This window comes from Stenotrophomonas sp. 1L-E-5-B-C3 (assembly GCF_057292075.1).
This window is the reverse complement of sequence record NZ_JBXAWS010000001.1, coordinates 477533-503750: the sequence shown is the minus strand read 5'-3', so window position 1 is coordinate 503750 and position 26218 is coordinate 477533. Positions and strand designations below refer to the sequence as shown.

Genomic DNA, 26218 nt, shown 5'->3' with positions numbered 1-26218 from the left:
CATGAACACTGCCTCCGACATCGACTACGCCCGTTACGACCACATCCGCCCGATCCTGTGGACCGGCGAAGCCCTGCAACTGCTCGACCAGCGCAAGCTGCCGTTTGTGGTTGAACACGTGGTCTGCCATGACAGCGACGAGGTTGCTGCATCGATCCATGCGCTGACCGTGCGCGGCGCGCCGGCGATCGGCATTGCCGCTGCCTGGGGTGTGGTGCTGGCTGCGCGGGACGTGCAGGCTGCCGATGGCGCGCATGCCCTGCAGCAGCTGGAACCTGCGCTGCAGCGGCTCAATGCTTCGCGCCCGACGGCGGTGAACCTGGCCTGGGCGTTGGCGCGCATGCGTCGTTGCCTGAGTGCCGCCGGTACCGATTGGAAGGCGCTGCTGGAGGCGGAGGCGCAGGCCATCGCCGAGGAAGACCTGGCCGCCAACCGCCACATGGGCGCGCTCGGTGCGGGCCTGATCGAAGCGGGCAGTGGCGTGCTGACCCATTGCAACACCGGCTCGCTGGCTACCGCTGGCTTCGGTACCGCCCTGGGCGTGATCCGCGCCGGCATGGCCCAGCATCGCATCGCCCGCGTGTTCGCTGGCGAGACCCGGCCGTGGCTGCAGGGCGCGCGCCTGACCGTGTGGGAGCTGCAACAGGATGGCATCGACGCCACGCTGATCGCCGACTCGGCGGCTTCGCACCTGATGAAGACCGGCGCGGTGCAATGGGTGATCGTCGGCGCCGACCGCATCTGCGCCAATGGCGATACCGCCAACAAGATCGGCACCTACCAGCTGGCCATCGCCGCCCGCCACCATGGGGTGAAGTTCATGGTTGTGGCCCCGTCTTCCACGGTAGACATGGAGACCGTGGATGGCAGCCAGATCGAGATCGAGCAGCGTGACCCGGGCGAGCTGTACGGCGTGGGCGGCACCCGCACCGTGGCCGAGGGCATCGCCGCCTGGAACCCGGTATTCGACGTGACCCCGGGTGAGCTGATCGACGCCATCGTGACCGAGCGTGGCGTGATCCTGAACCCGACCGCCGGGAACATGCGCGCCGCCTTCGGCGGTTGAGGCACAGGGGAGGGGGCAGCGTGAGCTCCGCCCCCGGTAGTGCCGGCCGCTGGCCGGCAGTCCCCCTAAGTTCCTGATTTGTGCCGGTAAAATCCCCGTAAATGGAGGCAGGGAACGGCCTGTTGTGGTAGTATCCACAGGTTGAATCGAGGTTCCGGCACGACCCCCTCCCGCAGAGGGCTGCGCCGGACTGGACCGCTACCAGACAACGGAACCCGAATGGCAGAAACCGCCAAGGAAATCATCCAGGTCAACCTGGAAGACGAGATGCGCAAGAGCTACCTCGATTACGCCATGAGCGTGATCGTGGGCCGCGCGCTGCCAGATGCGCGCGATGGCCTCAAGCCGGTGCATCGTCGTGTGCTGTTCGCGATGAACGAGTTGAACGCGCACAGCAACAAGCCCTACTTCAAGTCGGCGCGTATCGTCGGTGACGTCATCGGTAAGTACCACCCGCATGGCGATCAGTCGGTGTACGACACGCTGGTGCGCCTGGCGCAGCCGTTCTCGCTGCGTTACATGCTGGTCGATGGCCAGGGTAACTTCGGTTCGGTCGACGGCGATTCCGCTGCGGCGATGCGATACACCGAGGCGCGCATGTCGCGCCTTGCGCATGAGCTGATGGCGGACATCGACAAGGAAACCGTCGATTTCCAGCCCAACTACGACGAGAAGGAACTGGAGCCGACGGTCATGCCGACCCGGTTCCCGAACCTGCTGGTCAACGGTTCGGCCGGCATCGCGGTGGGCATGGCCACCAACATCCCGCCGCACAACCTGACCGAGTCGATCAACGCCTGCATCGCGCTGATCGACAACCCGGAAATCGATGTCGACGGCCTGATGGAGTACATCCCGGGCCCGGACTTCCCGACTGCCGGCATCATCAATGGCACCGCCGGCATCATCGCCGGCTACCGCACCGGCCGTGGCCGCGTGCGCATCCGTGCCAAGGCGGACATCGAAGTGGCCGACAACGGCCGCGAATCGATCATCGTCACTGAAATTCCTTACCAGGTGAACAAGGCGCGTCTGATCGAAAAGATCGCCGAGCTGGTCAAGGAAAAGAAGATCGAAGGCATCAGCGAGCTGCGCGATGAGTCCGACAAGGACGGCATGCGCATCTACATCGAGATCAAGCGCGGTGAATCTGCCGAGGTTGTGCTGAACAACCTGTACCAGCAGACCCAGATGGAATCGGTGTTCGGCATCAACATGGTGGCGCTGGTCGATGGCCGCCCGCAGTTGATGAACCTCAAGCAGATGCTGGAGGCGTTCGTCCGCCACCGTCGCGAAGTGGTCACCCGCCGCACCGTGTTCGAGCTGCGCAAGGCGCGCGCCCGTGCCCACGTGCTGGAAGGCCTGACCGTCGCGCTGGCCAACATCGACGAGATGATCGAACTGATCAAGACCTCGCCGAACCCCGCCGAAGCCCGTGAGCGCATGCTCGCGCGCCTGTGGGAGCCGGGCCTGGTCGGTTCGATGCTGGGCGCTGCCGGTGCCGAAGCCTCGCGTCCGGATGACCTGCCCAAGGGTGTGGGCCTGATCGAAGGCGGCTACCAGCTGACCGAGATCCAGGCCACCCAGATCCTGGAAATGCGCCTGCACCGCCTGACCGGGCTGGAGCAGGACCGCCTGACCGAGGAATACAAGCAACTGCTGGAAGTGATCGCCGGGCTGATCCACATCCTGGAAGATCCCGATCGCCTGCTGCAGGTGATCCGCGAAGAGCTGATCAGCGTCAAGGCCGAGTTCGGCGACGAGCGTCGTACCGAAATCCGCCACAGCGAAGAAGACCTGGACATCCTCGACCTGATCGCGCCGGAAGACGTGGTGGTCACCGTCTCCCACGCCGGCTACGTCAAGCGCCAGCCGGTGAGCGTGTACCGCGCGCAGCGCCGGGGTGGTCGTGGCCGCAGTGCAGCGTCCACCAAGGAAGAGGATTTCATCGAACAGCTGTGGCTGGTCAACACGCACGACACGCTGCTGACCTTCACCAGTTCGGGCAAGGTGTTCTGGTTGCCGGTCTACCAGCTGCCCGAAGCCGGTTCGAATGCCCGCGGCCGTCCGATCATCAACTGGATTCCGCTGGAACCGGGTGAGCGCGTGCAGGCCGTACTGCCGGTGCGTGAGTACGCTGATGGCCAGTTCGTGTTCTTCGCCACGAAGAACGGTACGGTCAAGAAGACCCCGCTGGGCGAGTTCGCCTTCCGTCTGGCGCGCGGCAAGATCGCGATCAACCTCGACGAGGGCGATGCCCTGGTCGGCGTCGGCCTGACCGACGGCGAGCGCGACATCCTGCTGTTCGCCTCCAACGGCAAGACCGTGCGCTTCGGTGAGGACAAGGTCCGTTCGATGGGCCGTACCGCTACCGGTGTGCGCGGCATCAAGATGCCGGCCGGCGAAGAAGTGGTCAGCCTGATCGTGGCCGAAAGTGCCGGTGGCAGCGAGGACGAGAACGAGGACGACAACGGTGTCGAGGAAACCGCAGCCAATGGCGATGCGGTGATCGACGGTGCCGATGACGCCAGCGTGCAGTACATCCTTACCGCCACTGAAAACGGCTATGGCAAGCGCACCCCGCTGCCGGACTACCCGCGCAAGGGCCGCGGCACGCAGGGCGTGATCGGCATCCAGACCACCGAGCGCAACGGCAAGCTGGTCGCCGCGGTACTGATGGGCTCGGGCGACGAGGTCCTGCTGATCTCCGATGGTGGCACCCTGGTGCGTACGCGTGGCTCGGAAATCAGCCGCGTCGGCCGCAACACCCAGGGCGTGACCCTGATCCGCCTGTCCAAGGACGAGAAGCTGCAGGCGGTGGAGCGCATGGATGCCTCGATCGACGAGGACGAGGACGAGGTGGCTGTCGCCGCCCCGGCCGCGACCGACGGCGCCCCGGCTGCTGCCAGCGGCGAGGACGCCGCACAGGAGTGATCCTGCCGCGCGCTTGAGGTACCCGACGACGCCGGCCCTGTGCCGGCGTCGTCGTATCCGATGCCTGCACATACGCGCGCGCTTCACATCGGCGGTGGGATAACGGCGCATGCTGCCCCGGAGATCGACGATGTCCGCCACGCCGCAGTCTGCTTCCGCGCCTCCGCCCCGCCATCCTCTGGTCACCGTGCTGTCGCTGCTGCTGGTCGTGCTCGGCCTGGTCATCGGCGGGCTCGGTGCGTGGCTGCTCAGCCTCGGTGGCTCGGCGTACTACGCCATCGCCGGCCTGGGGCTGCTGGTCAGTGGCATCCTGCTGTTCGGCAACCGCCGCAGTGGCGCACTGCTGTACGCACTGGTGTTCGTGGGCACGTTGCTGTGGACCTGGTGGGAATCGGGCAGCGACTACTGGCGCTGGGTGCCACGGCTGGGCCTGGTGACCGCGCTGGGCATCGTGCTGGCGCTGCTGGCGCCGACGCTGCGCGAGCCGGTTTCAAAACGTCTGTCGCGCAGTGTCGCCGGTGTGCTGATGCTGGTGTTCGTGGCTGCGTTTGGCCTGGCTTTCGCCCCGCATGGTGAAGTGGACGGGCACCTGCCGTTCCCGGAAGGCGCAGGCAGCGCCGGGCTGGAACCTACGCGCGACACCACCGGTCTGCAGCCGGCTGACCAGCCCGCCGAGGGCGACTGGCCCGCGTGGGGCCGCAGCAATGCGGGCACCCGCTATTCGCCGCTGCAGCAGATCACCCCGGCCAATGTGGCCACGCTGCAGCCGGCCTGGCAGTTTCGCACCGGTGACCTGCCGAAGAAGCGCTGGGGCGCGGAAACCACGCCGCTGAAGGTCGGCGACCGCCTGTACCTGTGCACCGCGCGCAACCGTCTGATCGCGCTTGATGCTGCCAGTGGCAAGGAACTGTGGCGGTTCGATCCGAAGGTGAAGGACGCCTCGATCCCGTACACCGCCGCCTGCCGTGGCGTGAGCTACTACGAGCAGCCGAGCGCGCCTACGATGGCCGATGCGGCGCTGGCCGATGTCGCGGCCGATCTGGCGCTGCCCGAACCACCGCCCAGCGTCACCCGCAGCGCTACGCCGGGCAGTCATCCCGCGTGCTGGGCCCGCATCATCGAAGGCACCCTGGACGGCCGCATCATCGCGGTGGACGCGGACAGCGGCCGTCCGTGCGCCAACTTCGGCAACAACGGCCAGGTCGACATCACCCTTGGCATGGGCGAAGTGCCCCCTGGCTACGTGTCGATCAACTCGCCACCGGCAATCGTGCGAGGCGTGATCGTGACCGGTCACCAGGTGTTGGATGGGCAGCGCCGCGACGCGCCCTCGGGCGTGATCCAGGCCTACGACGCGATCACCGGCAAACTGCGCTGGGCGTGGGACATGGACCAGCCCGAGCGCAACGGCCTGCCGCCGCGCGAGCAGACTTACACGCGCGGCACGCCGAACATGTGGACCACCGCGACCGGCGATGAGGCGCTGGGCCTGGTCTACCTGCCACTGGGCAACTCGGCGGGCGACTACTGGAGTGGCTCACGCAGCGAAAACCAGAACCGCTATTCGACCTCGCTGGTGGCGATCGACGTGGCCACCGGCAAGCCGGCCTGGCATTTCCAGGCGGTGCGCAAGGACGTGTGGGATTACGACCTGGGTTCGCAGGCCAGCCTGATCGATTACCCGACCGCTGCCGGCAAAGTGCCGGCGATCCTGTTGCCGACCAAGCAGGGCGACATCTACATCCTCGACCGCCGCAACGGCCAGCTTCTGACCGCGGCCGAAGAGCGCAAGGTGCCCATCGGTGGTGTTGAGCCCGAGCAGCGCTCGCCCACGCAACTGTTCTCGCTGTATCACACGTTGCGCCGCGAGCATGAGCTGACCGAGCGCGACATGTGGGGCATCACCCCGATCGACCAGCTGGTCTGCCGCATCCAGTTCCGCAAGGCCTACTACGAAGGTTTCTACACGCCGCCGAGCAGTGACCGCCATTCCATCGAGTACCCCGGCTACAACGGCGGCTCGGACTGGGGCAGCGTGTCCATCGATACGCGTCGTGGCGTGATCGTGGCCAACTACAACGACATGCCCAACTACAACCGGCTGGTGCCGCGTGCCGAGGCCGATCGCCTGGGTTGGCTGCCGCGCGAAAAGATCCGGTTCGACAAGGGCGGCGCTGAGGGCGCGGGCGACCCACAGGTGGGCACGCCCTATGCCATCCAGGTCAATGCCGGTTGGCGCCTGCCGTTCACCGGTCTGCTGTGCAAGCAGCCGCCCTATGGTGGCATCCGTGCCATCGACCTGCGCACCGGCAAACTGCTGTGGGACCGCCCGTTCGGCAGTGCACGTGGCAATGGACCCTTCGGCATCCGCTCCGGCCTGCCGATCGAGATCGGCACGCCGAACAATGGCGGCTCGGTGGTGACCGCCAGCGGCTTGATCTTCATCGCCGCCGCCACCGATGATCTGCTGCGTGCCATCGACCTGAAGACCGGCAAGGAACTGTGGCACGCCAAGCTGCCTGCCGGTGGCCAGGCGAACCCGATGGTGTACGAGCAGGGCGGGCGCCAGTACGTGGTGATCATGGCCGGCGGCCACCCTTTCATGGAAACCCCGAACGGCGATTACGTGATGGCGTTTGCGTTGCCGAGGTAACCGCAAGGGGGGCGGTGGGCCGCCCCCGTTGCATGACGCTGGATCACACCGTCACTACCACCTTGCCGATCTGCTCGTTCGATTCCAGGTAACGGTGTGCGTCCTGGATCTGCGTGAACGGGAATACCTTGGCGATCTTTGGCGCCAGCGTGCCCTGGTCCAGGCCGTTGACGATGAAGGCCTTGGCACGTGCCAGCGCGGCATCGTCGGAGACGATTTCCGAGTACAGGTAACCCTTCAGCGTCAGTGACTTGCCCAGCACGTTGAACAACGGGAACGGGGTGGGTTCACTGCTCAGCGCGCCGTATTCCAGCAGGATGCCGCCACGCGCCATGGCTTCGGTCAGCGGTACGAACTGCGGACCACCGATCGGATCGAACACCACGCGGGCACCTGCGCCGCCGGTGATGCGCGCCACTTCGGCCACCAGATCCTGTTCCTGGGTGGCGATGACATGGGCGGCACCGGCGTCGAGCAGGGCCTGGCGCTTGCCCGGGCCACGGGTCACAGCGATCGGCGTGGCGCCGACTGCATTGGCGATCTGGATGGCGGCCAGGCCGACGCTGCTGCTGGCGGCGGTGATGATGACGAAATCCCCGGCGGACAAGTGCGCCTGCTCCAACAGCGCCCCCCAGGCGGTGACGTACTGCATCCACACCGCGGCGGCCGTTTCAAAGTCCAGTGCCTGCGGATGCTTGACTACCAGTCGTGCCGGCACGTTGGCCAGTTCGCCGTAGGTGCCCCAGCGCGCGATATCCAGCGGCGGCACTACGCTGACCGCATCGCCCGCAGTGAATCCGCTCACTGCACTGCCGACGGCTTCAACCACGCCGGCCGCTTCGTAGCCCAGGCGGCTGGGGAACTGCGCTTCCTGCAGGTAGGCGCCGTTACGGAACATCACCTCGGCGCGGTTCAGGCCGATCGCCTTCACCCGGATCTGGACTTCGTCAGGGGCGGGGGCGGGAACGTCGATATCGTCGATGCGCAGTACATCGGCAGTGCCATATTCGTGGATGCGGACAACCTGGCTCATGGGGGGCTCCGAGGAAGGGCCGGCGAGGGCGCCGGCGAAAGGGTGAGCGCTACTGTGCGCGTAGTCTGCATCCAGAATAAGGGGTAATCTGGCGTTTCATTGAAAAACAATTGTTTGCAATGGACCTGATCGTTCCCCTGCGGACCTTCGCCAAGGTGGCCGAGGTCGGCTCCTTCGCCGCCGCTGCCGAGGCACTGGACCTGTCGCCGCAGCTGGTCGGCAAGCACATCCAGGCGCTGGAGCAGCACCTGGGCGTGCGCCTGCTCAACCGCACCACGCGCAAGCAGAGCCTGACCGACTTCGGCCAGGCCTATCTGGCGCGGGCGCGGGTGATCCTGGAAGAAGTGGAGGGCGCCGAGCAGTTGGCTGAGGTGGCGCGCGGGCGGCCGATGGGGCGCCTGCGCATCAGCGCGCCGGTCACCTTCGGTGTGCACGCACTGGGTCCGGCGGTGGTCGCCTACATGCAGCAGTACCCGGACGTGCAGGTCGATCTGAACCTGTCCAACAGCCTGGTGGACATCGTCGAAGACGGTTACGACCTGGTGTTCCGTACAGGTGATCTGGCCGACAGCGGGCTGGTGGCGCGACGGCTGGGGCCGTACCCGCTGGTGCTGTGCGCATCGCCGGCTTACCTGGCATCGCGTCCGGCCATCGCGCACCCATCCGATCTGAGCCGTCATGAGTGCCTGGGTTTCGCGCATTCGATCATCCGTACCCGCTGGAGCTTCCGCGATGCCGACGGCAGCGTGCTGACCGTACCGGTGTCCAGCCGTTTCATGGTCAACCAGGCCGAGCCGCTGCTGACTGCGGCCGTGGGCGGACTGGGATTGATCCTGCAGCCCTACGAAATGCTTGCCGCCGCGCTGGCGCGTGGTGAGCTGGTGGAAGTGCTGCCGGACCATGTGCCGGTGTCGACCTGGATCAACCTGGTGTACCCGCGCGACCGCCAGCTGACCCCCAAGCTGCGCAGCTTCCTGGACTTCTGTCTGGCGCGTTTCAACGAACAGAGCATGGCGTGGCGATAGCGAGGCTGTCGGTTAGCATGGTCCCCATCAACTGCGAAGGATCGCATCCTCATGTCGCTTCCATGGCCGCAACGTGTCGCGCGCTTCCTGCTGCAGGTGCTGCCTGCATTGCTGTTCAGCTCCGGATTGCAGGCTGCCGAACTTCCAGCGCAGGCGCTGGCGGAGTGGGAAGCGCACGGTCGTGCCGATGGCCTGGCCCGACCTGACACGGTCTGCCAGGACTTTCTGCAGGTAATGGGCCGGAAAACAGAAGGCCTGGAATACGTGGGTTGCAGCCAGGACGATGCCTCCTACATCAAGCCGATCGAAGCCCACTACCGCGTTGCGGGTGCCCACGCAGCGAAGGTCGAAGCCTTCCTGCATGCAACCTTCGGCCTGCCTGCATTGCACTACGTCTGTTGTGGTTGGAGCAACGGCGCACCTTATTATTGGCGCGAAGGTCCGGATTCGGTGAGATACCAGATCAGCATGGGTGCGGAATCGCTGCCGCACGAGCGGAGCGAATGGCATCGCATCGAGGCATTCAACGTCACCGTCGAGGTGTTGCGGCAGAGCCCCTAGCGTGGATGCGGCGGGTAGTTCCTTCGTCTAGGATGCGTCCAGGGATCCCCGCAAAGGAACTGCCATGAGGGCTGTTGGACGCCTGTTTCTCTGCAATGCGCTGGCCTGCGGGGTCCTGGTGATCGCCTTGGCGTTTCCGGCAGTTGGCGCAACATCTGCCGAGCATGCGCATCCACGTGCGCAGGATGCCATCGACGACTGGCTGGCGGCCTTCAATGCGGGCAGCCTCGAGGCGTTGCAGGCATTCGCCGACAGATATGCGAAGCGGGAGGGAAGCACTCCCAGGGACTATCTCGAGTTCCGCGAGAGCACCGGCCCACTACGCGTGCTGGAAACACTCGAGAGCGCGCCCAGCCAGGCGAAGCTGCTGGTAATGGGCCAGCTGAGCGAACGCGCGATGTGGGTGACGGCCGTCATGGATGCGACCAGCCCGGCGCATGTGAAGCAGTTCCAGATCGAAGGCACTGAAACGCCGGACAAGTTCAAGCCGGAGAGGGTTGCTTTGCCTGCGTTGATGGCCGATGCCACAGCCAAACTGGAGGCGCTGCGGGCCCAGGACGCGCTGTCGGGTGCGTTGCAGGTGGCACAGAACGGCAATGTGCTGCTGGACTGGCGCGGTGGCGATGCCGATCGCGCCGCGGGCATTCCAGTGGGCGTGGATACGCAGTTCCGCCTAGCCTCCTCCAACAAGATGTTCACCTCGGTGGCCATCCTGCAGTTGGTGCAGGATGGCAGGCTTGGGCTGGACGACACCATCGGCAAGCATCTGCCGGACTATCCGAACAAGGCCGTTGCCGGCACCGTGACCGTGCGCCAGCTGCTGACCCACACCAGCGGCCTCGGTGATTTCTTCGGCGATGATTTTGAAAGCTACTCGGCTTCGCTGAGGACGCTGGACGACTACGTGCAGCGCTTTGCCAAGGATTCGCCGCAGTTCACGCCAGGCAGCCAGGACAGCTACTCGAACTATGGCTTTATCGTGCTTGGGCGGATCATCGAGGCCGTCTCCGGGCAGTCGTACTACGCCTATGTGGAGCAACACATCCTGCGCCCGGCAGGCATGACCGGCACCGGCTTCGAGCCGGAAACAGTGAACGTCCCGCAGCGTGCCGTCGCCTACACGAAGAAGAATGGGCAATGGATCCGTGAAACGAAGTCGTTGCCCTGGCGTGGCATGTCGGCCGGTGGTGGTTACAGCACGGTGGCCGACATGGTGAAATTCGCCGAGGCATTGCGCAGTGGAAGGCTGGTCTCACCTGCATTGCTGCAGCATGCCACCACGGCGCAGAATCACAAGGGCTGGTATGGCTATGGCTTTGTGGTGCAGGGCGAGGGCAGGGAACATCAGTACGGCCACGAAGGCGGTGCGCCCGGCTCCAACAGCGCCATCGTGGTGCTGCCCGCACAGGGCTATGTGATCGTTGGCCTGGCCAATGTCGATCCGGATGCGATCGGCAACGTGGTCAACTACATCGCGCGTAGAGTGCCGCTGTGACCGCGGCAGGTGCCGGTCATTCCGGCACCCGCACCATCTTCGTCATCAGATGTTCCACTACACCCGCCGGGTCGGCCGTGCGGCCCACATGCGTGCTCGACATCTGCACCACCGAGCTGCGCTTGGCGGTGAGGAAATGGAAGCGCGCACGCGCTGGCAGCTGTGCAATCGGCCCGGCGCTGGCATCGCCGCGGCAGATGGCCACTATCGCATCCAGCCACGGCTGCAGCGCCTCCTGGTCCAGCGCTGGGGCGAACACGTGCAGGCGTGCCGGATCGATCTCGATGGCCGCCTCCAGATGACGCGCGCCTGGACAGGAGACGATCACCCCGACGTTGATGAATTCCTCGCGCTCCACCCGCGGTACCACGCGGATGACGGCGTAGTCATACGTGTGCAGCGTGGGCACGGATGGCCTCCTGCACGAACACCGCACGCACTTTCAGGCGGTGCTTGAGATAACTGATGTAGCCCTGGCGGTACGCCTGCGGGCTGTCGAACGCGGGCTCATTCACCAGCCAGCTGTCCGGCACCAGGCCGACGATGCGCTCGATCTCGGCATCGGTCAGGCGTGCGGCCAGTTCGGCGTCCACCTCGGCGATGCGGTTGGCGAACGACAGCAGTACGTGGTCGCGGATCAGCACGAACGGCTTTTCGCAGGCATCGCCAGCATTGGCCCAGTCGTGATGGAAGTACATGGCCGCACCGTGGTCGATCAGGTACAGCTTTCGATGCCACACCATCAGGTTGGGATTGCGCGTGGTGCGATCGACATTGCTGGTGAACGCATCGAACCAGACGATGCGCGAGGCCAGGTCGGCATCCACCGGCATCGCCGCCGGGTCGTAGTTGATCGCACCGGGCAGGTAGTCCAGGCCCAGGTTCAAACCTTCGCTGGCGCGGATCAGTTCCTGGATCTCCGGGTCCGGCTCGGTGCGGGCGAACTCGCGGTCCAGCTCCACGAACAGGATTTCCGGAATCGGCAAGCCCAGCGTGCGCGCCATTTCACCAGCGATCAGCTCGGCGATCAGTGCCTTCGGGCCCTGGCCGGCGCCTCGGAACTTCAGCACGGCCATGCCGTCGTCGTCGGTCTCGACCACGGCCGGCAGGGAGCCACCTTCCCGCAAGGGGGTGATGTAGCGGAGGGCATGTACGGTGCGCATGTGCGCATTCTAGCGTGGGGAGCGCCGGGTGCGTCCCGGCGGCTCCATGCCGTTCCCCGTCAGTGCGTCAGCGCGCCGCGCTGCTGCTCCTGCACGCGAGCCTGTTCCTGCGATGCCTGATCGGCCTGCCGGTTGACCACGGCCAGCGTGTCCAGGCTTTCCTGCACGGGGCGTTGTGCGGCCTCGGCAGTGGGCGAGGAGGCGCGCAGCGAGGCCGGATCATCCAGCGGCCCCTTCACCACGAAGATGTTCTGCGCTGCGCCCGCATCGCCGCCCTGCCTGCTCAATACCACGTGGTCCACCCGGTCCAGCCCGTTCTCGCGGGCCAGCACCAGCAGGCTGGCGCTCAGGCGCTCGCTGGACGCATCGAAGCTACGCCCGTTGGCAGCATCCAGCTCCGCTACCTTGCCGCGGATCTGTTCGTGCAGGGAGCGGTCACGCCCTTCCGCAAGCAGCGCCGGTACGCCATCGCCCTCCACCGCATGCTGTGTGGTGATCGGCACATGCGTATGCGTGCCCTCAGTGTGGTCGAAGTAATGCAGCGTCGACGGCGAGGTACTGGTATCGAAGTAAGGCTGGCGCGGGGGCGAACCCTCACCGAGGTTGAGCCCGTTCTGCTCCAGCAGGCGCTCGTCCAGGCCCAGCTTCTTCATGTTCACTTCCATCCGGCTGACGCCGTCGGGCGCTGGATTCGCGGCCTCGTATCCGCTGGCCAGTTCGATCGCCTGGACACCGTAGAAATTCTGGTAGTCCGAATTCCCATGATGGCCCAGGCCGGTGCTGACGCCCTGATCGTAATAGTGCCTGGCCATTCCCTCGATGTTGGCTGCGGTGGGGGAGATGGTCAGGTCCGCATTGAGGGTCAGCTCCGGGTGCGGGGCATAGGTGATCGGCGGGCCGGGTCGTGACTGGATGACATCTGTCGAGCGGGTGCTGGCTTCATACAGGTCGCGCAGGGTGGCGTCCGGGTTGCTGGCACGTACCTGGCTGACCAGCGCATTCCAGCCTGCGATGTTCGAAGAAGCCTCATCGCGGCGGTTGGCCGCGAGCAGGGTGCCGATGGCCTCGGTGTAATCATGGCTCGTTGTACGGCCCGCGACCTGCTCCACGTCGGCTTCGAACTGCACGTAGGCGCGCTCGACATCAGCATCGTTGAAGCCGTGCTGGATCTCGTGACCGAGCACAAAGGCAACCTCGGCCGCGTCGAACCTGTCCGGCGCAGCCGGGGTCGACAAGCTGCTGGCGGGCAGGTTGATGGATTTCGTGCCGGTCTCGTAGGTACCACCCGCATTGCTTGTGGCGGGCAACAGTTCGAAGCGTTCCAGATAGCCTGCCGCGATGGCGGCGTCCACCTGCTTTGCCAGTACGGGCGAGCCCGCGATGACGCTGCGCAGATTGTCGACCTGGTCGCTGGTGACGTCGGTCTTGCCGGCGAATTCGCCCAGCAGGCGTTCCGTTTCTGCGGAAAGGATTGTCATTGATGGCTCCCCTTACTGCACGGTGACAAGACGCACGCAAGCATGCGTGGCGTCGCCGAGGGCGTGGGGGTTCTCCGGCATGGTGTCGACCTTGATGCTCAGCTGCAGTCGATCGAAGCGGTCGTAGATCACCCGGCCGTGTTCGCCGCGCACCGTCTCGCGCTTGAAGCCGGCGGCATCCAGTGCCGAAGCGAAGTGGTTGAAGTCGACCTGGCAGATCGCCGCAGCCGAGGCCTTGCGATCGCTGCTGGTGTCCATGAAGTTCAGGTCCAGCCGCGCGTCGGCAGTGCCGGCCCGCTGCACTTCCAGTCCATAGCCCCATTCCGGTGTCAGCGTGCCGCCATAGCCGAAGTGGCCGGGGCCGAAGACCTGCGCCGGCGCCTGCATTGCCGCGGACAGGCGCTCGGCGGTGAGCTCGCGGGTGGAGGTCGTGGCCTTGATCAGGTCCAACAGGCGCAGCAGCAACTGCTCGGCATTGAGCGGGGAGGGCGAAGTGGTCTCGGATACGGCGGGGGCCATGGTGTCGGTTCCTTGAGAAGTCGGCGTGCGGTCGGCGGCATGTGCGCAGGCGCAGAGCGTGGCCGCTGAAAGTGCGAGCGTCCACGGCCGTATGAATGCGTACCGGGGCATGTGCGTTCCTTGCAGATTGAAGGCTGACCCTAGGGCCAGCCGGATGAAGCAGAGGTTAAGCGTAATCGAGGCACCCGAATGCGTTACAAAAGGTGAACGGGTGCGCATTCTTCACTTGACCATTCCGCGCGCGATGTCAGCATCGGGTCCATGGAGCATCAACTTCGCGTGTGACCTTCAACAGGAGGCCGTCATGCAACAACTGCGCAGCTGTCACGCTTTACCCTGCATGCAATGCAACGCGTGGTGTTGACCCTGGTCTGATACGGCCACTTTGCCGGCACGGATGGCCGCCACCCACAGCATCTGCCACTGTTCACCCGATGCGGTCCCGGCATGCTCTTGCCGGCCCTGCAATACAGGCATACGCCCGCCAGATTGTCCCCTGCGTTGCCCGATGGCCTTCGCAGCGCGGAGGCTGGCTTGTCCATGATGATCCTGCAGGCTTTGGAGGTGCACCGATGAGCGACCAATACGAACGAATGCTGCCGGCCCTGGACGATGCCAAGGTCGAGGAAATGATCGGAAAACTGGTGCTGGTCGGGGTGACCCGCTACGGCGGCGACGGCCAGGTGCAGGGACTGGAGCAGTACGCGGGAACGGTGCTGCGCATCAGTGCCGATGAAGGCGTGGTGCTGGCCGACGAGAACGATGGCCACGAGCGTTATCTGCCGCCGATGCTCGACCAGTACCTGCCGGCCCAGCCGGGAGAGTACCGGATGAGCAACAGCGGCATGATCGTGGTCGACCCGGACTATCTCACCGCCTGGGACCTGCACGCCCAGCAGTAGTGCCAGGCCATGCCTGGCAGGTGCCGGCAGCTCCCCGGCACCTGCCGGAGCTGCACTTTGCCCCATCCGGCCACTAGCCCTTCCGGCCCATTCACGACAACCCCTGCGGTGCTAGATTCGGGGCCATGCCCGATTCCGGGTACCCATTCACACCCCAGGGGATAAGGATGCTGATCCGTCGAACCTCTCTGGCAGCGGCCGTTGCCGTTGCCACCGTCGGCCTGCTGGCCGCTGGCCCGGCGCTTGCCGATTACGCGAAGCCGCCGGAGCACCTGCTCAAGGTGCTGAAGGCACCGCCGCCGCCGGCACCGAACGTGGCCCCGGGCGGCCAGCGCCTGCTGCTGACCACCGCGCAGACCTACCCGTCGATCAGCCGCGTGGCCCAGCCGTACCTGAAGCTGGCCGGTGTACGCCTGGAGCCGAAGAACCGCAGTCGCCATGACACTCCCGGCGGCTACGGTATTCCGGCCTGCGTGGCCGACTTCACCATGGTCGACATCGGCAGCGGCAAGGAAACCAAGGTCAACCTGCCACAGGGCTGCGCCACCGGCGCGCTGTGGTCGGCCGACGGCAGCCATTTCGCCTTCCAGAATGCGGTCGATACCAGCGTGCAGCTGTGGGTCGGCGATGCGGCCACCGGCCAGGTGAAGCAGGTGCCGAACGTGCAGCTGAACCCGATCTTCGGCTACACCGTGCAATGGCTGGGCGGCAGCCAGAATCTGCTGGTGAAGCTGGTACCGGCCAATCAGGGTCCGGCGCCGTCCAACGGTGGCGTGCCGACCGGTCCGGATGCGCAGGAGTCGCTGGGCAGCAGTGGCGAGAGCAGCACCTACGAAGCCCGCGACACGCTGACCAGCGTGCATGACGAGAAACTGTTCGCCTATTACGGCGCGTCGCAGCTGGCCGTGGTCGATACCGCCGCCAACAGCGTGCGCCCGGTCGGGCAGCCTGCACTGTTCAACGAGGTCAGCGCCGCGCCCGATGGCGTGCACGTGCTGACCGAATCGATCAAGGCACCGTACTCGCATGCGGTGACCTACCAGCGCTTCGCCAATGACGTGGCCGTACTGGACGTGAGCAATGGCCGCAGCACGCCGATCGCCAGCCTGCCGCTGGCGGATCGCGTGCCGGTGCACGGCGTACCGGAAGGCCCGCGCGGTTTCGACTGGCGTGCCACCGATCCGGCCACCCTGGTCTATGCCGAAGCGCTGGACAAGGGCGACTGGAAAGTCAGCGTGCCGCACCGTGACCGCGTGCTGATGCTGAAGGCCCCGTTCAACGGCAAGCCGACCGAGATCACCCGTACCGCGCAGCGATTCGAGGGCTTTGCGTGGACCGCCGATCCGGCCGTAGCCTTCCAGTACGAGAACGACGAGAACCGTCACTGGATGCAGACCCGCATCGTCGATGTGGACCAGCCGAAGAAGGAAGGCCGGCTGCTGTGGGACATGTCCAGCGATGAGCTGTACGGCAATCCCGGCAACCTGGTCTTCACCCGCCTGCCGAATGGCGCGCAGGTCGTACGCCAGGATGGCAACCACGTGTTCCTCAGCGGCCGTGGCGCCTCACCGCAGGGTGACCGCCCGTTCCTCGACCGCCTGGACCTGGGCACGCTGAAGAGCGAGCGCCTGTTCCGCAGCAGTGCCGATGCCTACGAGCAGTTCCTCGGCTTCAGCAACACGCCGGGGCGCTACCTGACCTGGCACCAGTCGGTGATCGATCCGCCGAACGCCTTCATCCGCCAGCAGGGTGAGGCAGTGGCCGATGCGAAGGCCGGCGAGGCGCAGTTCGCCTCCACCACGACCGCGCTGACCAAACTGGTCGACCCGACCCCGGAAGTGCGCCAGATCAAGAAGCAGCTGGTGACCTATAAGCGCGCCGACGGCGTGGACCTGTCGTTCACTCTGTACACGCCGCCGGGCTACAAGGAGGGCCAGCGCGTGCCGGCGATCCTGTACGCGTACCCGGCCGACTTCGCCAATGCCGCGCAGGCCGGCCAGGTGTCCGGTTCGCAGCAGACCTTCACCCGGCTGCAGCCGTACCGTCTGATGCTGCTGGCCGGCTACGCGATCATCGACAATGCCTCGTTCCCGATCGTGGGTGACCCGAAGAACGCCTACGACACCTACCTGGAGCAGCTGGAAGCCGACGCCAAGGCGGCGGTGGACAAGGCCGTGGACATGGGCGTGGTCGACCGCAACCGCATCGGCGTGACCGGTCACAGCCACGGTGGCCTGATGACCGCCAACCTGATCGCCCACACCAACCTGTTCAAGGCCGGGGTGGCGACCAGCGGTTCGTACAACAAGACCTTTACCCCGTTCGGCTTCCAGAACGAGCGTCGCTCGGTATGGCAGGCGCAGGACGTGTACCTGAAGGCCTCGCCGTTCTTCTATGCCGACAAGATCAAGCTGCCGCTGCTGCTGGTTCACGGTGAGGACGATGCCAACCCGGGCACCGAGCCATTCCAGTCGCGCAAGCTGTACCAGGCGATCCGCGGCAACGGCGGCACCACCCGCCTGGTGATGCTGCCGAACGAACCGCACTGGTATACCGCGCTGGAATCGAACGAACAGCTGGTGGCGGAAATGCTCAACTGGTTCGACACTTACGTGAAGAACGCAAAGTAGAGTCGAGCTTGCGCGACTGCGTTGCAGAGGGCCGCCTCAGGGCGGCCTTCCTGCATCATGTAGAGCCGAGCCCATGCTCGGCTGCTGTTCGCATGTAAACAGATGCACGTGCTTTGCAATCAACTGTGGAGACTCGGTAACGACGTGTTACCGGCACATTCGCACGCCACGCAAATGGTCTAGGCTGAACCTGATCGCTCGTTCCAGGTCGGTGCAATGAAAGCCATTCTCCTTGCTGCAACGTTGTCGTTGGCCCTGGTTTCAACGGCATATGCTCAGTCGTTTCCTGCTGAGCTGACGCAATTGGGCATCGTCGCCGGCATGCCCTATGCCAAGGCCAAGCGCCTGCTGGACGCCGCAGGCTGGCAGGCGAAGCCCGCGCAGGGCGCGCCGGAGTCGCTGGAGGGCTTTCCGGAAGTCGGATGCCAGAAGGACGGAAAGCAGTGTGCGACGACCTTCGAAAAGGACGGTCAACAGATCACGGTGCGGCTGGGCACTACCTTGGCAGGGCAGCCGTTCGTGCAGAGCGCTGACTGAGCACCCGCCCTCACGCCAGCGGTAGGCGGTCCTGCGCGTGCGACATCCGGTCATGCAGGTCGCGCACGTGCTCGGCCTTGGCATGCACCCGGGTGGTATCGCCGAAACTGCGTAGATAAGCGCAGGCTGCGAAGCCGGCGCTCTTTTTTTCGTACTCGGCAATCCAGGCCAGTCGATCCGGATTGTTGGCCTGTTCGGATGACCACGCGGCCACTGGCGGGCGGATGCGGTACTTCAGGCCGACGCGCCACGGCTTCGGTGTCAGTCGCGCACGGAAGCAATGCTGCAGCCGGCACATGCGCGCGTACAGGGTATCGGTGCCCAGTGCCTTGAAGAATGCCTGCAGCTGCTCGTCCTCCGGGGAGAACGTGGCATGCATCGCCAGTACGCGCAGTCCCGCAGGCGTCCGGTAGGCGCGCAGATGCCAGTCGGGGTGTTGTTCGCTGAAGGCTTTCACGCGCTTCAGCGCAAGCCCTTCAGCACCGCCGGCAGCGGCCAGGCGCTGCCTGCGGCGCATCAGCAATGCCGCATTGACCAGAACCACCGCGGCCACGCCCAGCACCAGTCCCACCAGCCAATGCCACAGCAGCGTGCCGGTGACGGCGCCGGCAAGCAGCACGACCGCCGCAACGATGGCCGGCATCACGCAGCCGGCTGGCGGCTGCGCATGGTCGATGTCGGCGAACAGTACGTCCGGGCTGTTGAGGCACAGTGCGCCATAGCTGTTGCGGGTGATGATGACGTCGCCGTCGCGCAGCACGATCTGCTCGCGGATCGGCACGCCCTCCACGCCGTAGTTGCTGCGCACTTCGCGACGCGGCAGCACCTGCCCGGCGAGGATGGCATTGAGGGCTTCATTGGCGCGGCGGTCGGCATGTCCCTGGGCCTCGGCAGGGCCCTCATCGGACCAGCCGAAGCGGCGCACGACCACCGGCCGGCCGCGGAAACGAGCCTGCAGGCGGGCTTCGGCCCAGTACGCGGGAACGATCATCATCGTGCGGTGCTCCATCTTCCGTGGCAGGTGCCAAAGCGAGTCTGGCACAGCGCCGGGGTGCCCGCATCCGCCTGCTGCGGTTGGCCGTGCGGAGTGATAGATTGCGCGCTTCGCATGCACTCCACCAAGGACGGAGCGATGTCCATGATACTGCGCGGCCTGTTGGCCCTGGCCTGTGCCGGGGCGATGGGCGTGGCCACGGCGGCAGTTCCGGCGGGGCCGCAGATCCTCACCGAGGATGTCAGTCGTTTCTATGCGCTTTACGATAGTGCCGGCGGTAAGCCCAGCATTGCGCAGCTGCGTGGATACATGGCCGAAGGTTCGACGGGCCTGGCCGAGCTGGCCAAGGCGCGTCGGGTCACTCCCGAACGGATGGCCGAGTCCATTGCCAGCCAGCCCGAGCTGTATGCGCAGGGGCGAAGCTGCCTGGCCGAGCTGCCGGCGGTCAAGCAGCGCCTGGTACAGGTGTTCGCCAACCTGCAGGCGATCTACCCGCAGACCCGGTTCCCGCCGGTGACCATCGCAGTGGGCCGTGGCCGGCCTGTGGGGCTGACCTCGAAGAGTGGGGTGATCATCGGCCTGGAAGCGCTGTGCGCGGCCGACTTCATGAATCCCAATGTGCAGGACCGCTTCGTGCACGTGATCGCACACGAGTACGTGCACATCCAGCAGACCGGCCTGAGCGACTTCGAACCGGGAGATCCGCGCGCGACCGTGCTGCGCGTGTCGCTGGGCGAAGGCATCGCCGAGTTCATCACCGAACTGATTTCCGGCAACGTCGGCAACGGGCGCCATGCGGCCTGGACCCGTGGTCGGGAAGTACATATCGAAAGCGCGTTCGCGCTGGATCTGGACAGCACCGATCTGTCGCCGTGGCTGTACAACTACAAGCCGGGCTCGCAGGAGCCCTATGACCTGGGTTACTGGGTGGGCTACCGCATCGCCAAGGCCTATTACCTGCAGGCCAAGGACAAGCGGGGCGCGGTGCGCGCGCTGATCCAGCAGGACAACCCGAAGGCGATCCTGGACGCCAGCGGCTGGACGCCGGGCATGTGGATGCCGGCGAAGGTGACGGGTGTGGCGGCGCGTACGGCTGCACGCTGAGCGCGGGGCGGAGCGTTAGACTGCTGGAGATCGTTTCAGGAGTGCCCGCATGCGTGGACCTGTTGAGCTTGCCACTGCCACCGTCGTGACGTTGGGCCTCGCGTTGGCCTCTCCGCTGGGCGCCGCTGAAGCCGTCGCAGTCAATCCGCTGCTGCAGACGCCCATCGACCAGCTACGCCCCGACGAAGTTCGTTTCATGCAGCAGCGCCTGGCCGATTGGCCGGAGCTGCAACGCTATCGTGATGCCAACGCGCAACTGCCTGCGGCAGTGCCGGGCCAGCCACGCGTCGCGTTCTTCGGTGACTCCATCACCGAAGGCTGGGGCAGGGAAGGCAGTGCCGGTTTCTTCCCCGGCAAGGGCTGGCTCAATCGCGGCATCAGCGGCCAGACCACGGCGCAGATGCTGGTGCGTTTCCCGCAGGACGTGCTGGCACTGAAGCCACAGGTGGTGGTGATCCTGGCCGGCACCAACGACATCGCCGGCAACACCGGCCCGTCCACGCAGGCGATGATCGAAGACAACCTGCACGCGATGGTGGATCTCGCCCGTGCACATGGCATTCGTGTGGTGCTGGCATCGGTGCTGCCGGTCAGCGATTACCCGTGGCTGCCGGGCACAGCACCTGCGCCCAAGGTGCGTGCATTGAACACGGCATTGAAGCGCTATGCCGATGCACAGCAGCTGGTCTATCTGGACTACTACACGCCGATGGCCAATGCGATCGGCGGACTGGACCCGCAGTTGGCGGAGGACGGCGTGCATCCTACGGCGAAGGGCTATGCGGTGATGGCGCCGTTGGCCGAGGCGGCGGTCAAGCGCGCGCTGCAGCAGAAGTAGCTCCGCCGGGCAGGCTTGCCAACAACCACTCGCAGAAACTGATCACCAGCGGATCGGCTGCACTCTCCTCATGTACCAGCCAACTCCAGCGTGGGCCGCGCACGCGTGCATCATCCAATGGTTGCAGCAGGCCTTGTTCGCAGGCTCGGGCTGCCAGCAGCTCGCTGACCAAGGCGATACCCAGCCCTTGGCACGCGGCATCCAATAGTTGCCCAGGCTCGGAGAAATTCATTCCCTCGCGGCGCTGGCCGACATCGGCGCCACCCTGTACCTGCCATTGGCTCCAGTCCATCTCGCGCTCGCCATGCAGGGTGAGGCGTTCGTGCGCCGGTGTGGCGAGCAGGGCCGGATGGCAGGCTGGATAGAGACGATCCTGCAGCAGCACGCGATGCTGGCACTGCGCCTGTGAGTCGAGGTCATCACGTACCGCTACGTCCAGCGTCTGCGTGGTCATGTCCGGCGCTTCCTCGCTGGTCAGCAACCACAGATCGGCGTCGGGGTGCAGGCGGTGGAACCCGGCCAGGCGTGGCACCAGCCAGTGTCGGGCGAAGGCCGGGCTGGTGTTGACGATCAGTTGATTGGGCTTGCGGTACTGATCGAGCCGGCGGATGCCGCTGGCCAGCTGCCGCAGCAGCGCCTGCGTTGTTTCCAGCAGGTCGATGCCGGCGTCGGTGAGGGTGACACTGCGGCCCTGCCGGAAGAACAGCGGCTGCTGCAGCGACGCCTCCAGTCCCCGGATCTGCTGGCTGATGGCCGACTGGGTCAGGTGCAGTTCCTCTGCCGCACGGTGGAAACTGCCGAGCCGGGCGGCGGCCTCGAAACCCCGCAGGGCGTTCAGTGGTGGCCAGTGCTTGAGCATTTCAAATAAGTAAAACTGTTCAATTGATGCCTGAATCTATCGTTTGTTCTTATGTGTCGGCAAGCGCAGCATAGCGCCCATCCCACACCGGCCATGGAGCCTGTCATGAGCAACCGTCGTCACTTCCTCACCCAGCTGGCGGGCGCCGCCGGCCTTGGCGGCCTGGCTGCTCTGGGCCTGGCCGGGCTGCCGGGTCGCGTGGCTGCAGCAGGGCCAGGTGCGGGGACTTGGCGCATGCCGGACGAGCACGGCCCACAGGAACGCGTGTTCCTTGCCTTCGCCGCGCAGCCGCGGGTGTGGGGCGCGCAAGCCGATGCGGTGAACACCGCCGTGGCGCGGTTGGCCCGTACCATCGCGCGCCACCAGCCGATCAGCGTGCTGTGCCGTCCGGCGCAGTTGAAGCAGGCGCAGGATCGCTGTGGCCGTGACAACATCGAGTTCCTGGACGTGCCCTTGGATGACATCTGGGTGCGCGATTACGGTGGTTGCTTCGTCACCAATGACAAGGGCGGCCTGGGCCTGGTCGACTTCAACTTCAACGGCTGGGGTGGCAAGCAGAGCGCGCGCAACGATGGCGCGCTGGCGCCGTGGCTGGCGCAGGTGACCGGTGCGACGCTGCTGGAAAGCGATCTGGTGGGCGAGGGCGGAGGCATCGAAGTCGACGGCCACGGCACGGCCATCCTCACCGAAAGCTGCTGGGTCAACCGCAACCGCAATCCGGACTGGTCGCGCGCGGATATCGAGGGCGAGCTGAAACATCACCTGGGTGTGCGCAAGGTGATCTGGCTGCCCGGTATCGCCGGCAAGGACATCACCGATGCGCACGTGGATTTCTATGCGCGCTTCGTACGCCCGGGCGTGGTGATCGCCAATCTGGACAACGATCCGGAGTCCTACGATTACGATCTGACCCGCGAGCATCTGCGGATTCTGCGCGGGGCCACCGATGCCGATGGCCGTCGCCTGCAGGTGCATACGCTGCCGCCGCCGCTGGACGGGCGCGACAACGTGCATACCCGCGACAACAATGATCTGGCGATGGGCTACATCAACTACCTGCCGATCAATGGCGCGGTGGTCGCGCCGCAGTTCGGTGACGACGAAGCCGATGGATTCTGCCGCGAACTACTGGAAGACATGTATCCCGGCCGCGTGATCGAGCAGGTGGATATCGATGCCATCGCGGGTGGCGGTGGCGGCATCCATTGCGTGACCAAGAACATGCCGAAGGTAGGCTGATGCGCCTCAGGCGTCGTCCTGTTTCAACGCCGCATCGGCAGCCAGCAGCGCCTCGGCGGCTGCACTGAGCGGCGGCGACGGCGGGGCGACCACGCCGATTGCTTCCATCATCTTCGGCATGCCCAGGAACTGCCGCGCGCGACGGTCGTAGATGCCGGTGACCAGCAGCGCGCGGGTGGCGATCTTCTGCTCGGTACCGATCAGCACGCGCTGCTCCATGATGCCCCGCGAACCGACCCAGCCGACCAGCCGCGTTTCCAGGGTGAAGCGCTGGAACGGCTTCAGCTCGCGGCGGAACTGGATGGTGCCTGCGCCGACGATCGGTGCCCACTTCTCGCGCAGCGCCACCCGGCCCAGGCCCATGCGCAGGATCAGGTCCAGCCGGCCCAGGTCGAAGATGTTCCAGTAGCGGCCGTTGGTCATGTGCAGGTTGCTGTCCAGATCATTGGGCAGTACCCGGAACTGCAGGCGCGAGACCCCGAACGGGGCCTCCAGCTTGGGCCGGAACAGGCTGCACAGCAGCAGGTGGAGCAGGCGGAACCAGAGATTCATGGTTATGACGACTGTTATAGAATCGCCGGTACGCTAATCTATGACGACTGTCCTGGCAAGGAGCCTGCCGTGAGCCCGCGTCCCTCTGATGCGCCACAACGCGTGATTGATGCTGCGGCACAGATGCTGGCGCGCGTGGGTCTCAATGCCACCAGCATCCGTGAGGTCACCAAGCTGGCCGAGGCACCGCTGGGCTCCACCTATCACCACTTTCCCGGCGGCAAGCAGGAGCTGTTGGCGCGTGCCACCCATATGGCCGGCGAAAAGGTCGAAGCGTTGCTGGTGGAGCTGCTGAAGGGCGGGGCAGTGCAGGGCCTGCAGCAGTTCCTGACGATGTGGCGCGAGCGCCTGCTGCGCACCGATTTCCGCGCCGGCTGCCCGGTGTTGGCTGCTGCGGTGGAGGAGCCGGTTGACGCGGTGCACAGCCAACCGCGCGCGGCAGCTGCCGAGGTGTTCATGCGCTGGCACGGCCATCTGGCCGCAGCGTTCGTCGCCGACGGACACGATCCGGCCGCCGCGGGTGGGCTGGCCAGTCTGGTGATTGCCAGTGTGGAAGGTGCGGTGGCGATGTGCCGCGCACTGCAGGACATCGCCCCGTTCGACCAGGTGGCCGCGCAGTTGCTGAAGGCCGCCGCGCGGCCTTGATCCGGCTATCCGTGTGTGGGAAACGCGTAGCTGGTCATCTGAAGATCATCATGTAGCCCCAGCCGAGCAAGATCGGCAGGAGGGCAGCGATGGCCGACGCGCCCAACCAACGAAGGTAGCTGCGGGAGGCGGGCGCTCCCTGCCGCTTGATGACCCAGGCATGCACCGGGAGTACCAGCAACGCCTGCACCGCAAAGGTAACCACGGCGGCAAGCCATGCCACCAGGACGCCGAGGCAGCCATCGCTGAAGCAGTGGCTACCAAACCACGAACCCCAACCGGCGAGGCCAATCATTGGAACGAACATCACGAGGGCGGTGGAGCGGGTGAACTGGGAGGCGTGCATGCCGCGGCGGATACTTTTTCTGGTGGAAAATCATAATCCAGCCGCTGGCGCGCGGGTACAAGGCAGGCACCAGTCCGGCCCGTGGGTGATGGATCCGCGGCCCTATCGCGCTAGAATCCGCCCATCACCACCTACGCGTGCTCGGCAAGGATGTCCGCATGCAACATAAGGTTCCCGAGTTCCCTGACCGCGATGTCTCCCGCCCACTGGCGGCGGCATGAAGCGCTCTGGCCACTTTTCCCGCAGCCCACTGAAATTGCCGCTGAACCGCGGCAGTGAAGTCGTGCGCGCGCGGCAGGATCTGCAGCAACACGGCTGGCCGCGCCTGCAGATGGCGCTGATCGTGGCCCTGACCGGTGCGGCCGGTTTCCTTGCCTCGCACCTGCTGCGACTGGCCGGTATCGACGCGATGCTGCTGCGCTACCCGATGGCCGTGCTGCTGGCCTATGGCGTATTCCTGCTGCTGATGTGGATCTGGATCCGCTGGCGCTGGGACAACGTGCTGGATGGCCTGTCGCCGGATGTGGGCAGTGGTAGCCCATCGCCTCGTGGAAGTGCCGTGGAATCACCGTGGAGCGGCGTCGGTGGCCGTTCCGGCGGCGGTGGTGCGTCGGCCTCGTGGAATGAGTCGGCGCCGGTGAGCGCTGGTGATGCCGGAGAGCTGCCGTTGACCGGGTTGGCCGAAGACGAAGCCGGCCTGCCGTTGCTGGCGATTCTCGGCATCGTCGCACTGGCGGCGACCGTTCTGCTGGCCAGCGTGTGGGTGGTGTGGTCGGCACCGGTGCTGATGGCCGAGCTGCTGGTGGATGCAGCCATTGCCGGTGGCCTGTACCGGCGCATGCAGGGCATGCAGCAGCAAGGCTGGTGGCGGGTATGCGTGTCGCATACGATCTGGCCGTTGCTCGGGTTGCTGGTGTTTTTCACCGTTGTTGGATGGCTCGCACAGGAGCTGGCACCAGGTGCAGTCAGTCTGGCCCAGGCATTTCGGGCGCTGTAGCGGCCCATGTGGATGGCCGAGCCCAGTTTTTCGTTCCTGGCCGACCCTGCGCTATGATCCGCGCCGAGGCCACGGAATGTGGTCCGGCTTCAACCACCACTGACGAGGAAGAGCGCATGGATGTCGCTACACACAGCAACAGGACGTTGTTTCGTTGGACCATGATGGTGCTGCTGGCGGTGTTGATGCCGTTTGCAGCGCTGGCGCAGTCGGCACCCGCAGCGGCTGGGCAGGCAGATAGCACCGAAGCTGCCGTCGCAGCTGAAGAGACAGACTGCCGCGCCTGCACTTATGAGCGCATCGGGCACAAGGTCGATATCGGCCTGGTGGCCCTGATTTCGCTGCTGGTGGTGGGCCTTCTGGTGGCAGTATCCCGCGAATGGGGCACCACCTCGCAACGATGGACCTGCCGCACGCTGGCCCTGCTGCTGGTGGGCATCGGCCTAGCGTTGCTGTGGTGGGCTGGCAGCATCGTCTACCTGGGCTACAACCCGTGGCAGGAAATGGCCGCCCCCGTCGATGGTTCGCTCACCTCGACACTGCTCAATACCTCACCGAAGTGGCTGGCGTCGGTGGTGCTGATCGGCTTCGCGCCTTCCATCTGGAAGCGCAGCGAGCGCCTGCCCGCGTGGCGCATCAGCTGACATT

24 protein-coding genes are annotated in these 26218 nt (G+C 65.6%); 15 read left to right on the top strand and 9 right to left on the bottom strand.

The window, feature by feature from the left end; genetic code table 11:
• The first annotated feature begins 1 nt into the window (after position 1).
• The 3 genes from mtnA to AC0Z6F_RS02430 all read left to right on the top strand — a co-directional run bounded on the left by mtnA (position 2) and on the right by AC0Z6F_RS02430 (position 6653).
• Entirely contained in the window at positions 2 to 1066 is a 1065-nt protein-coding gene (gene mtnA, locus AC0Z6F_RS02440) for an S-methyl-5-thioribose-1-phosphate isomerase (RefSeq protein WP_153675942.1), read from the top strand.
• A gap of 219 nt (positions 1067 to 1285) precedes the next feature.
• Entirely contained in the window at positions 1286 to 4000 is a 2715-nt protein-coding gene (gene gyrA / locus AC0Z6F_RS02435) for a DNA gyrase subunit A (RefSeq protein ID WP_153675940.1), read from the top strand.
• A gap of 130 nt (positions 4001 to 4130) precedes the next feature.
• Positions 4131 to 6653, top strand: a complete 2523-nt coding sequence (locus AC0Z6F_RS02430; RefSeq protein WP_485616349.1) for a membrane-bound PQQ-dependent dehydrogenase, glucose/quinate/shikimate family — start codon at positions 4131 to 4133, stop codon at positions 6651 to 6653.
• A 43-nt stretch (positions 6654 to 6696) separates the two neighbouring features.
• Here AC0Z6F_RS02430 and AC0Z6F_RS02425 read toward each other — a convergent pair whose 3' ends face one another.
• Entirely contained in the window at positions 6697 to 7686 is a 990-nt protein-coding gene (locus AC0Z6F_RS02425) for a zinc-dependent alcohol dehydrogenase family protein (protein ID WP_012511544.1), read from the bottom strand.
• 119 nt (positions 7687 to 7805) lie between these two features.
• On the opposite strand from AC0Z6F_RS02425, the gene AC0Z6F_RS02420 reads away from it, so the two are divergent.
• The 3 genes from AC0Z6F_RS02420 to AC0Z6F_RS02410 all read left to right on the top strand — a co-directional run bounded on the left by AC0Z6F_RS02420 (position 7806) and on the right by AC0Z6F_RS02410 (position 10767).
• Positions 7806 to 8711, top strand: coding sequence for a LysR family transcriptional regulator (locus tag AC0Z6F_RS02420; RefSeq protein WP_012511543.1), 906 nt, complete (start codon positions 7806 to 7808; stop codon positions 8709 to 8711).
• Positions 8712 to 8762: 51 nt separating this feature from the next.
• Positions 8763 to 9272 (top strand): DUF4952 domain-containing protein, encoded by a 510-nt coding sequence (locus AC0Z6F_RS02415; protein ID WP_012511542.1) that lies wholly within the window; start codon positions 8763 to 8765, stop codon positions 9270 to 9272.
• 64 nt (positions 9273 to 9336) lie between these two features.
• Positions 9337 to 10767, top strand: a complete 1431-nt coding sequence (locus AC0Z6F_RS02410; RefSeq protein ID WP_012511541.1) for a serine hydrolase domain-containing protein — start codon at positions 9337 to 9339, stop codon at positions 10765 to 10767.
• Positions 10768 to 10783: 16 nt separating this feature from the next.
• Here the strand turns inward: AC0Z6F_RS02410 and AC0Z6F_RS02405 are convergent, their stop codons facing one another.
• Genes AC0Z6F_RS02405 through AC0Z6F_RS02390 form a run of 4 tightly spaced genes read right to left on the bottom strand, consistent with a single transcriptional unit; the run spans position 10784 to position 13927 of the window.
• Positions 10784 to 11176, bottom strand: a complete 393-nt coding sequence (locus AC0Z6F_RS02405; RefSeq protein WP_012511540.1) for a DUF3037 domain-containing protein — start codon at positions 11174 to 11176, stop codon at positions 10784 to 10786.
• Complete coding sequence (locus tag AC0Z6F_RS02400) at positions 11154 to 11930, bottom strand: HipA family kinase (RefSeq protein ID WP_006376352.1); 777 nt, start codon at positions 11928 to 11930, stop codon at positions 11154 to 11156. The genes AC0Z6F_RS02405 and AC0Z6F_RS02400 overlap by 23 nt, the downstream gene beginning before the upstream one ends.
• A 59-nt stretch (positions 11931 to 11989) precedes the next feature.
• Positions 11990 to 13408: an XVIPCD domain-containing protein gene (locus tag AC0Z6F_RS02395; protein ID WP_485616350.1), complete on the bottom strand. Its 1419-nt coding sequence runs from the start codon at positions 13406 to 13408 to the stop codon at positions 11990 to 11992.
• Positions 13409 to 13420: 12 nt separating this feature from the next.
• On the bottom strand, positions 13421 to 13927 hold the full coding sequence (locus AC0Z6F_RS02390) for a hypothetical protein (protein ID WP_232273991.1): 507 nt from the start codon (positions 13925 to 13927) through the stop codon (positions 13421 to 13423).
• A gap of 572 nt (positions 13928 to 14499) precedes the next feature.
• Here AC0Z6F_RS02390 and AC0Z6F_RS02385 point away from each other — a divergent pair.
• The 3 genes from AC0Z6F_RS02385 to AC0Z6F_RS02375 all read left to right on the top strand — a co-directional run bounded on the left by AC0Z6F_RS02385 (position 14500) and on the right by AC0Z6F_RS02375 (position 17996).
• Positions 14500 to 14829 (top strand): hypothetical protein, encoded by a 330-nt coding sequence (locus AC0Z6F_RS02385; RefSeq protein WP_006376346.1) that lies wholly within the window; start codon positions 14500 to 14502, stop codon positions 14827 to 14829.
• Positions 14830 to 14996: 167 nt separating this feature from the next.
• On the top strand, positions 14997 to 17459 hold the full coding sequence (locus tag AC0Z6F_RS02380) for a S9 family peptidase (RefSeq protein WP_012511537.1): 2463 nt from the start codon (positions 14997 to 14999) through the stop codon (positions 17457 to 17459).
• A 216-nt stretch (positions 17460 to 17675) separates the two neighbouring features.
• Positions 17676 to 17996, top strand: a complete 321-nt coding sequence (locus AC0Z6F_RS02375) for a hypothetical protein (RefSeq protein WP_012511536.1) — start codon at positions 17676 to 17678, stop codon at positions 17994 to 17996.
• Positions 17997 to 18006: 10 nt separating this feature from the next.
• On the opposite strand, the gene AC0Z6F_RS02370 is transcribed toward AC0Z6F_RS02375, so the two are convergent.
• Complete coding sequence (locus AC0Z6F_RS02370; protein ID WP_012511535.1) at positions 18007 to 18990, bottom strand: hypothetical protein; 984 nt, start codon at positions 18988 to 18990, stop codon at positions 18007 to 18009.
• A gap of 138 nt (positions 18991 to 19128) precedes the next feature.
• Between AC0Z6F_RS02370 and AC0Z6F_RS02365 the strand changes: the two genes are divergently transcribed.
• Positions 19129 to 20094, top strand: coding sequence for a DUF2268 domain-containing putative Zn-dependent protease (locus AC0Z6F_RS02365; RefSeq protein WP_448123186.1), 966 nt, complete (start codon positions 19129 to 19131; stop codon positions 20092 to 20094).
• Positions 20095 to 20143: 49 nt separating this feature from the next.
• Entirely contained in the window at positions 20144 to 20932 is a 789-nt protein-coding gene (locus tag AC0Z6F_RS02360; RefSeq protein ID WP_006376244.1) for an SGNH/GDSL hydrolase family protein, read from the top strand.
• Here the strand turns inward: AC0Z6F_RS02360 and AC0Z6F_RS02355 are convergent.
• Positions 20907 to 21791, bottom strand: coding sequence for a LysR family transcriptional regulator (locus AC0Z6F_RS02355; protein ID WP_006376243.1), 885 nt, complete (start codon positions 21789 to 21791; stop codon positions 20907 to 20909). The two genes, AC0Z6F_RS02360 and AC0Z6F_RS02355, sit on opposite strands and share 26 nt — an antisense overlap.
• A gap of 105 nt (positions 21792 to 21896) precedes the next feature.
• On the opposite strand from AC0Z6F_RS02355, the gene AC0Z6F_RS02350 reads away from it, so the two are divergent.
• The gene (locus AC0Z6F_RS02350; protein WP_485616352.1) at positions 21897 to 23030 is read left to right on the top strand and encodes an agmatine deiminase family protein; all 1134 of its coding nucleotides are present in this window, start codon (positions 21897 to 21899) and stop codon (positions 23028 to 23030) included.
• A 6-nt stretch (positions 23031 to 23036) separates the two neighbouring features.
• Here the strand turns inward: AC0Z6F_RS02350 and AC0Z6F_RS02345 are convergent, their stop codons facing one another.
• Positions 23037 to 23582 carry a thioesterase family protein gene (locus tag AC0Z6F_RS02345; RefSeq protein WP_032127705.1) on the bottom strand — a complete coding sequence of 182 codons (546 nt, stop codon included), beginning with the start codon at positions 23580 to 23582 and terminating at the stop codon, positions 23037 to 23039.
• Positions 23583 to 23651: 69 nt separating this feature from the next.
• Here AC0Z6F_RS02345 and AC0Z6F_RS02340 point away from each other — a divergent pair, with 69 nt between their 5' ends.
• Positions 23652 to 24227, top strand: a complete 576-nt coding sequence (locus AC0Z6F_RS02340; protein WP_485616354.1) for a TetR/AcrR family transcriptional regulator — start codon at positions 23652 to 23654, stop codon at positions 24225 to 24227.
• Positions 24228 to 24261: 34 nt separating this feature from the next.
• Here the strand turns inward: AC0Z6F_RS02340 and AC0Z6F_RS02335 are convergent, their stop codons facing one another.
• On the bottom strand, positions 24262 to 24573 hold the full coding sequence (locus tag AC0Z6F_RS02335) for a hypothetical protein (RefSeq protein ID WP_238378274.1): 312 nt from the start codon (positions 24571 to 24573) through the stop codon (positions 24262 to 24264).
• Positions 24574 to 24790: 217 nt separating this feature from the next.
• Between AC0Z6F_RS02335 and AC0Z6F_RS02330 the strand changes: the two genes are divergently transcribed.
• Positions 24791 to 25570 carry a hypothetical protein gene (locus AC0Z6F_RS02330; protein ID WP_065724468.1) on the top strand — a complete coding sequence of 260 codons (780 nt, stop codon included), beginning with the start codon at positions 24791 to 24793 and terminating at the stop codon, positions 25568 to 25570.
• A 116-nt stretch (positions 25571 to 25686) separates the two neighbouring features.
• Positions 25687 to 26214: a hypothetical protein gene (locus AC0Z6F_RS02325; RefSeq protein WP_006376195.1), complete on the top strand. Its 528-nt coding sequence runs from the start codon at positions 25687 to 25689 to the stop codon at positions 26212 to 26214.
• Positions 26215 to 26218: the final 4 nt, after the last annotated feature.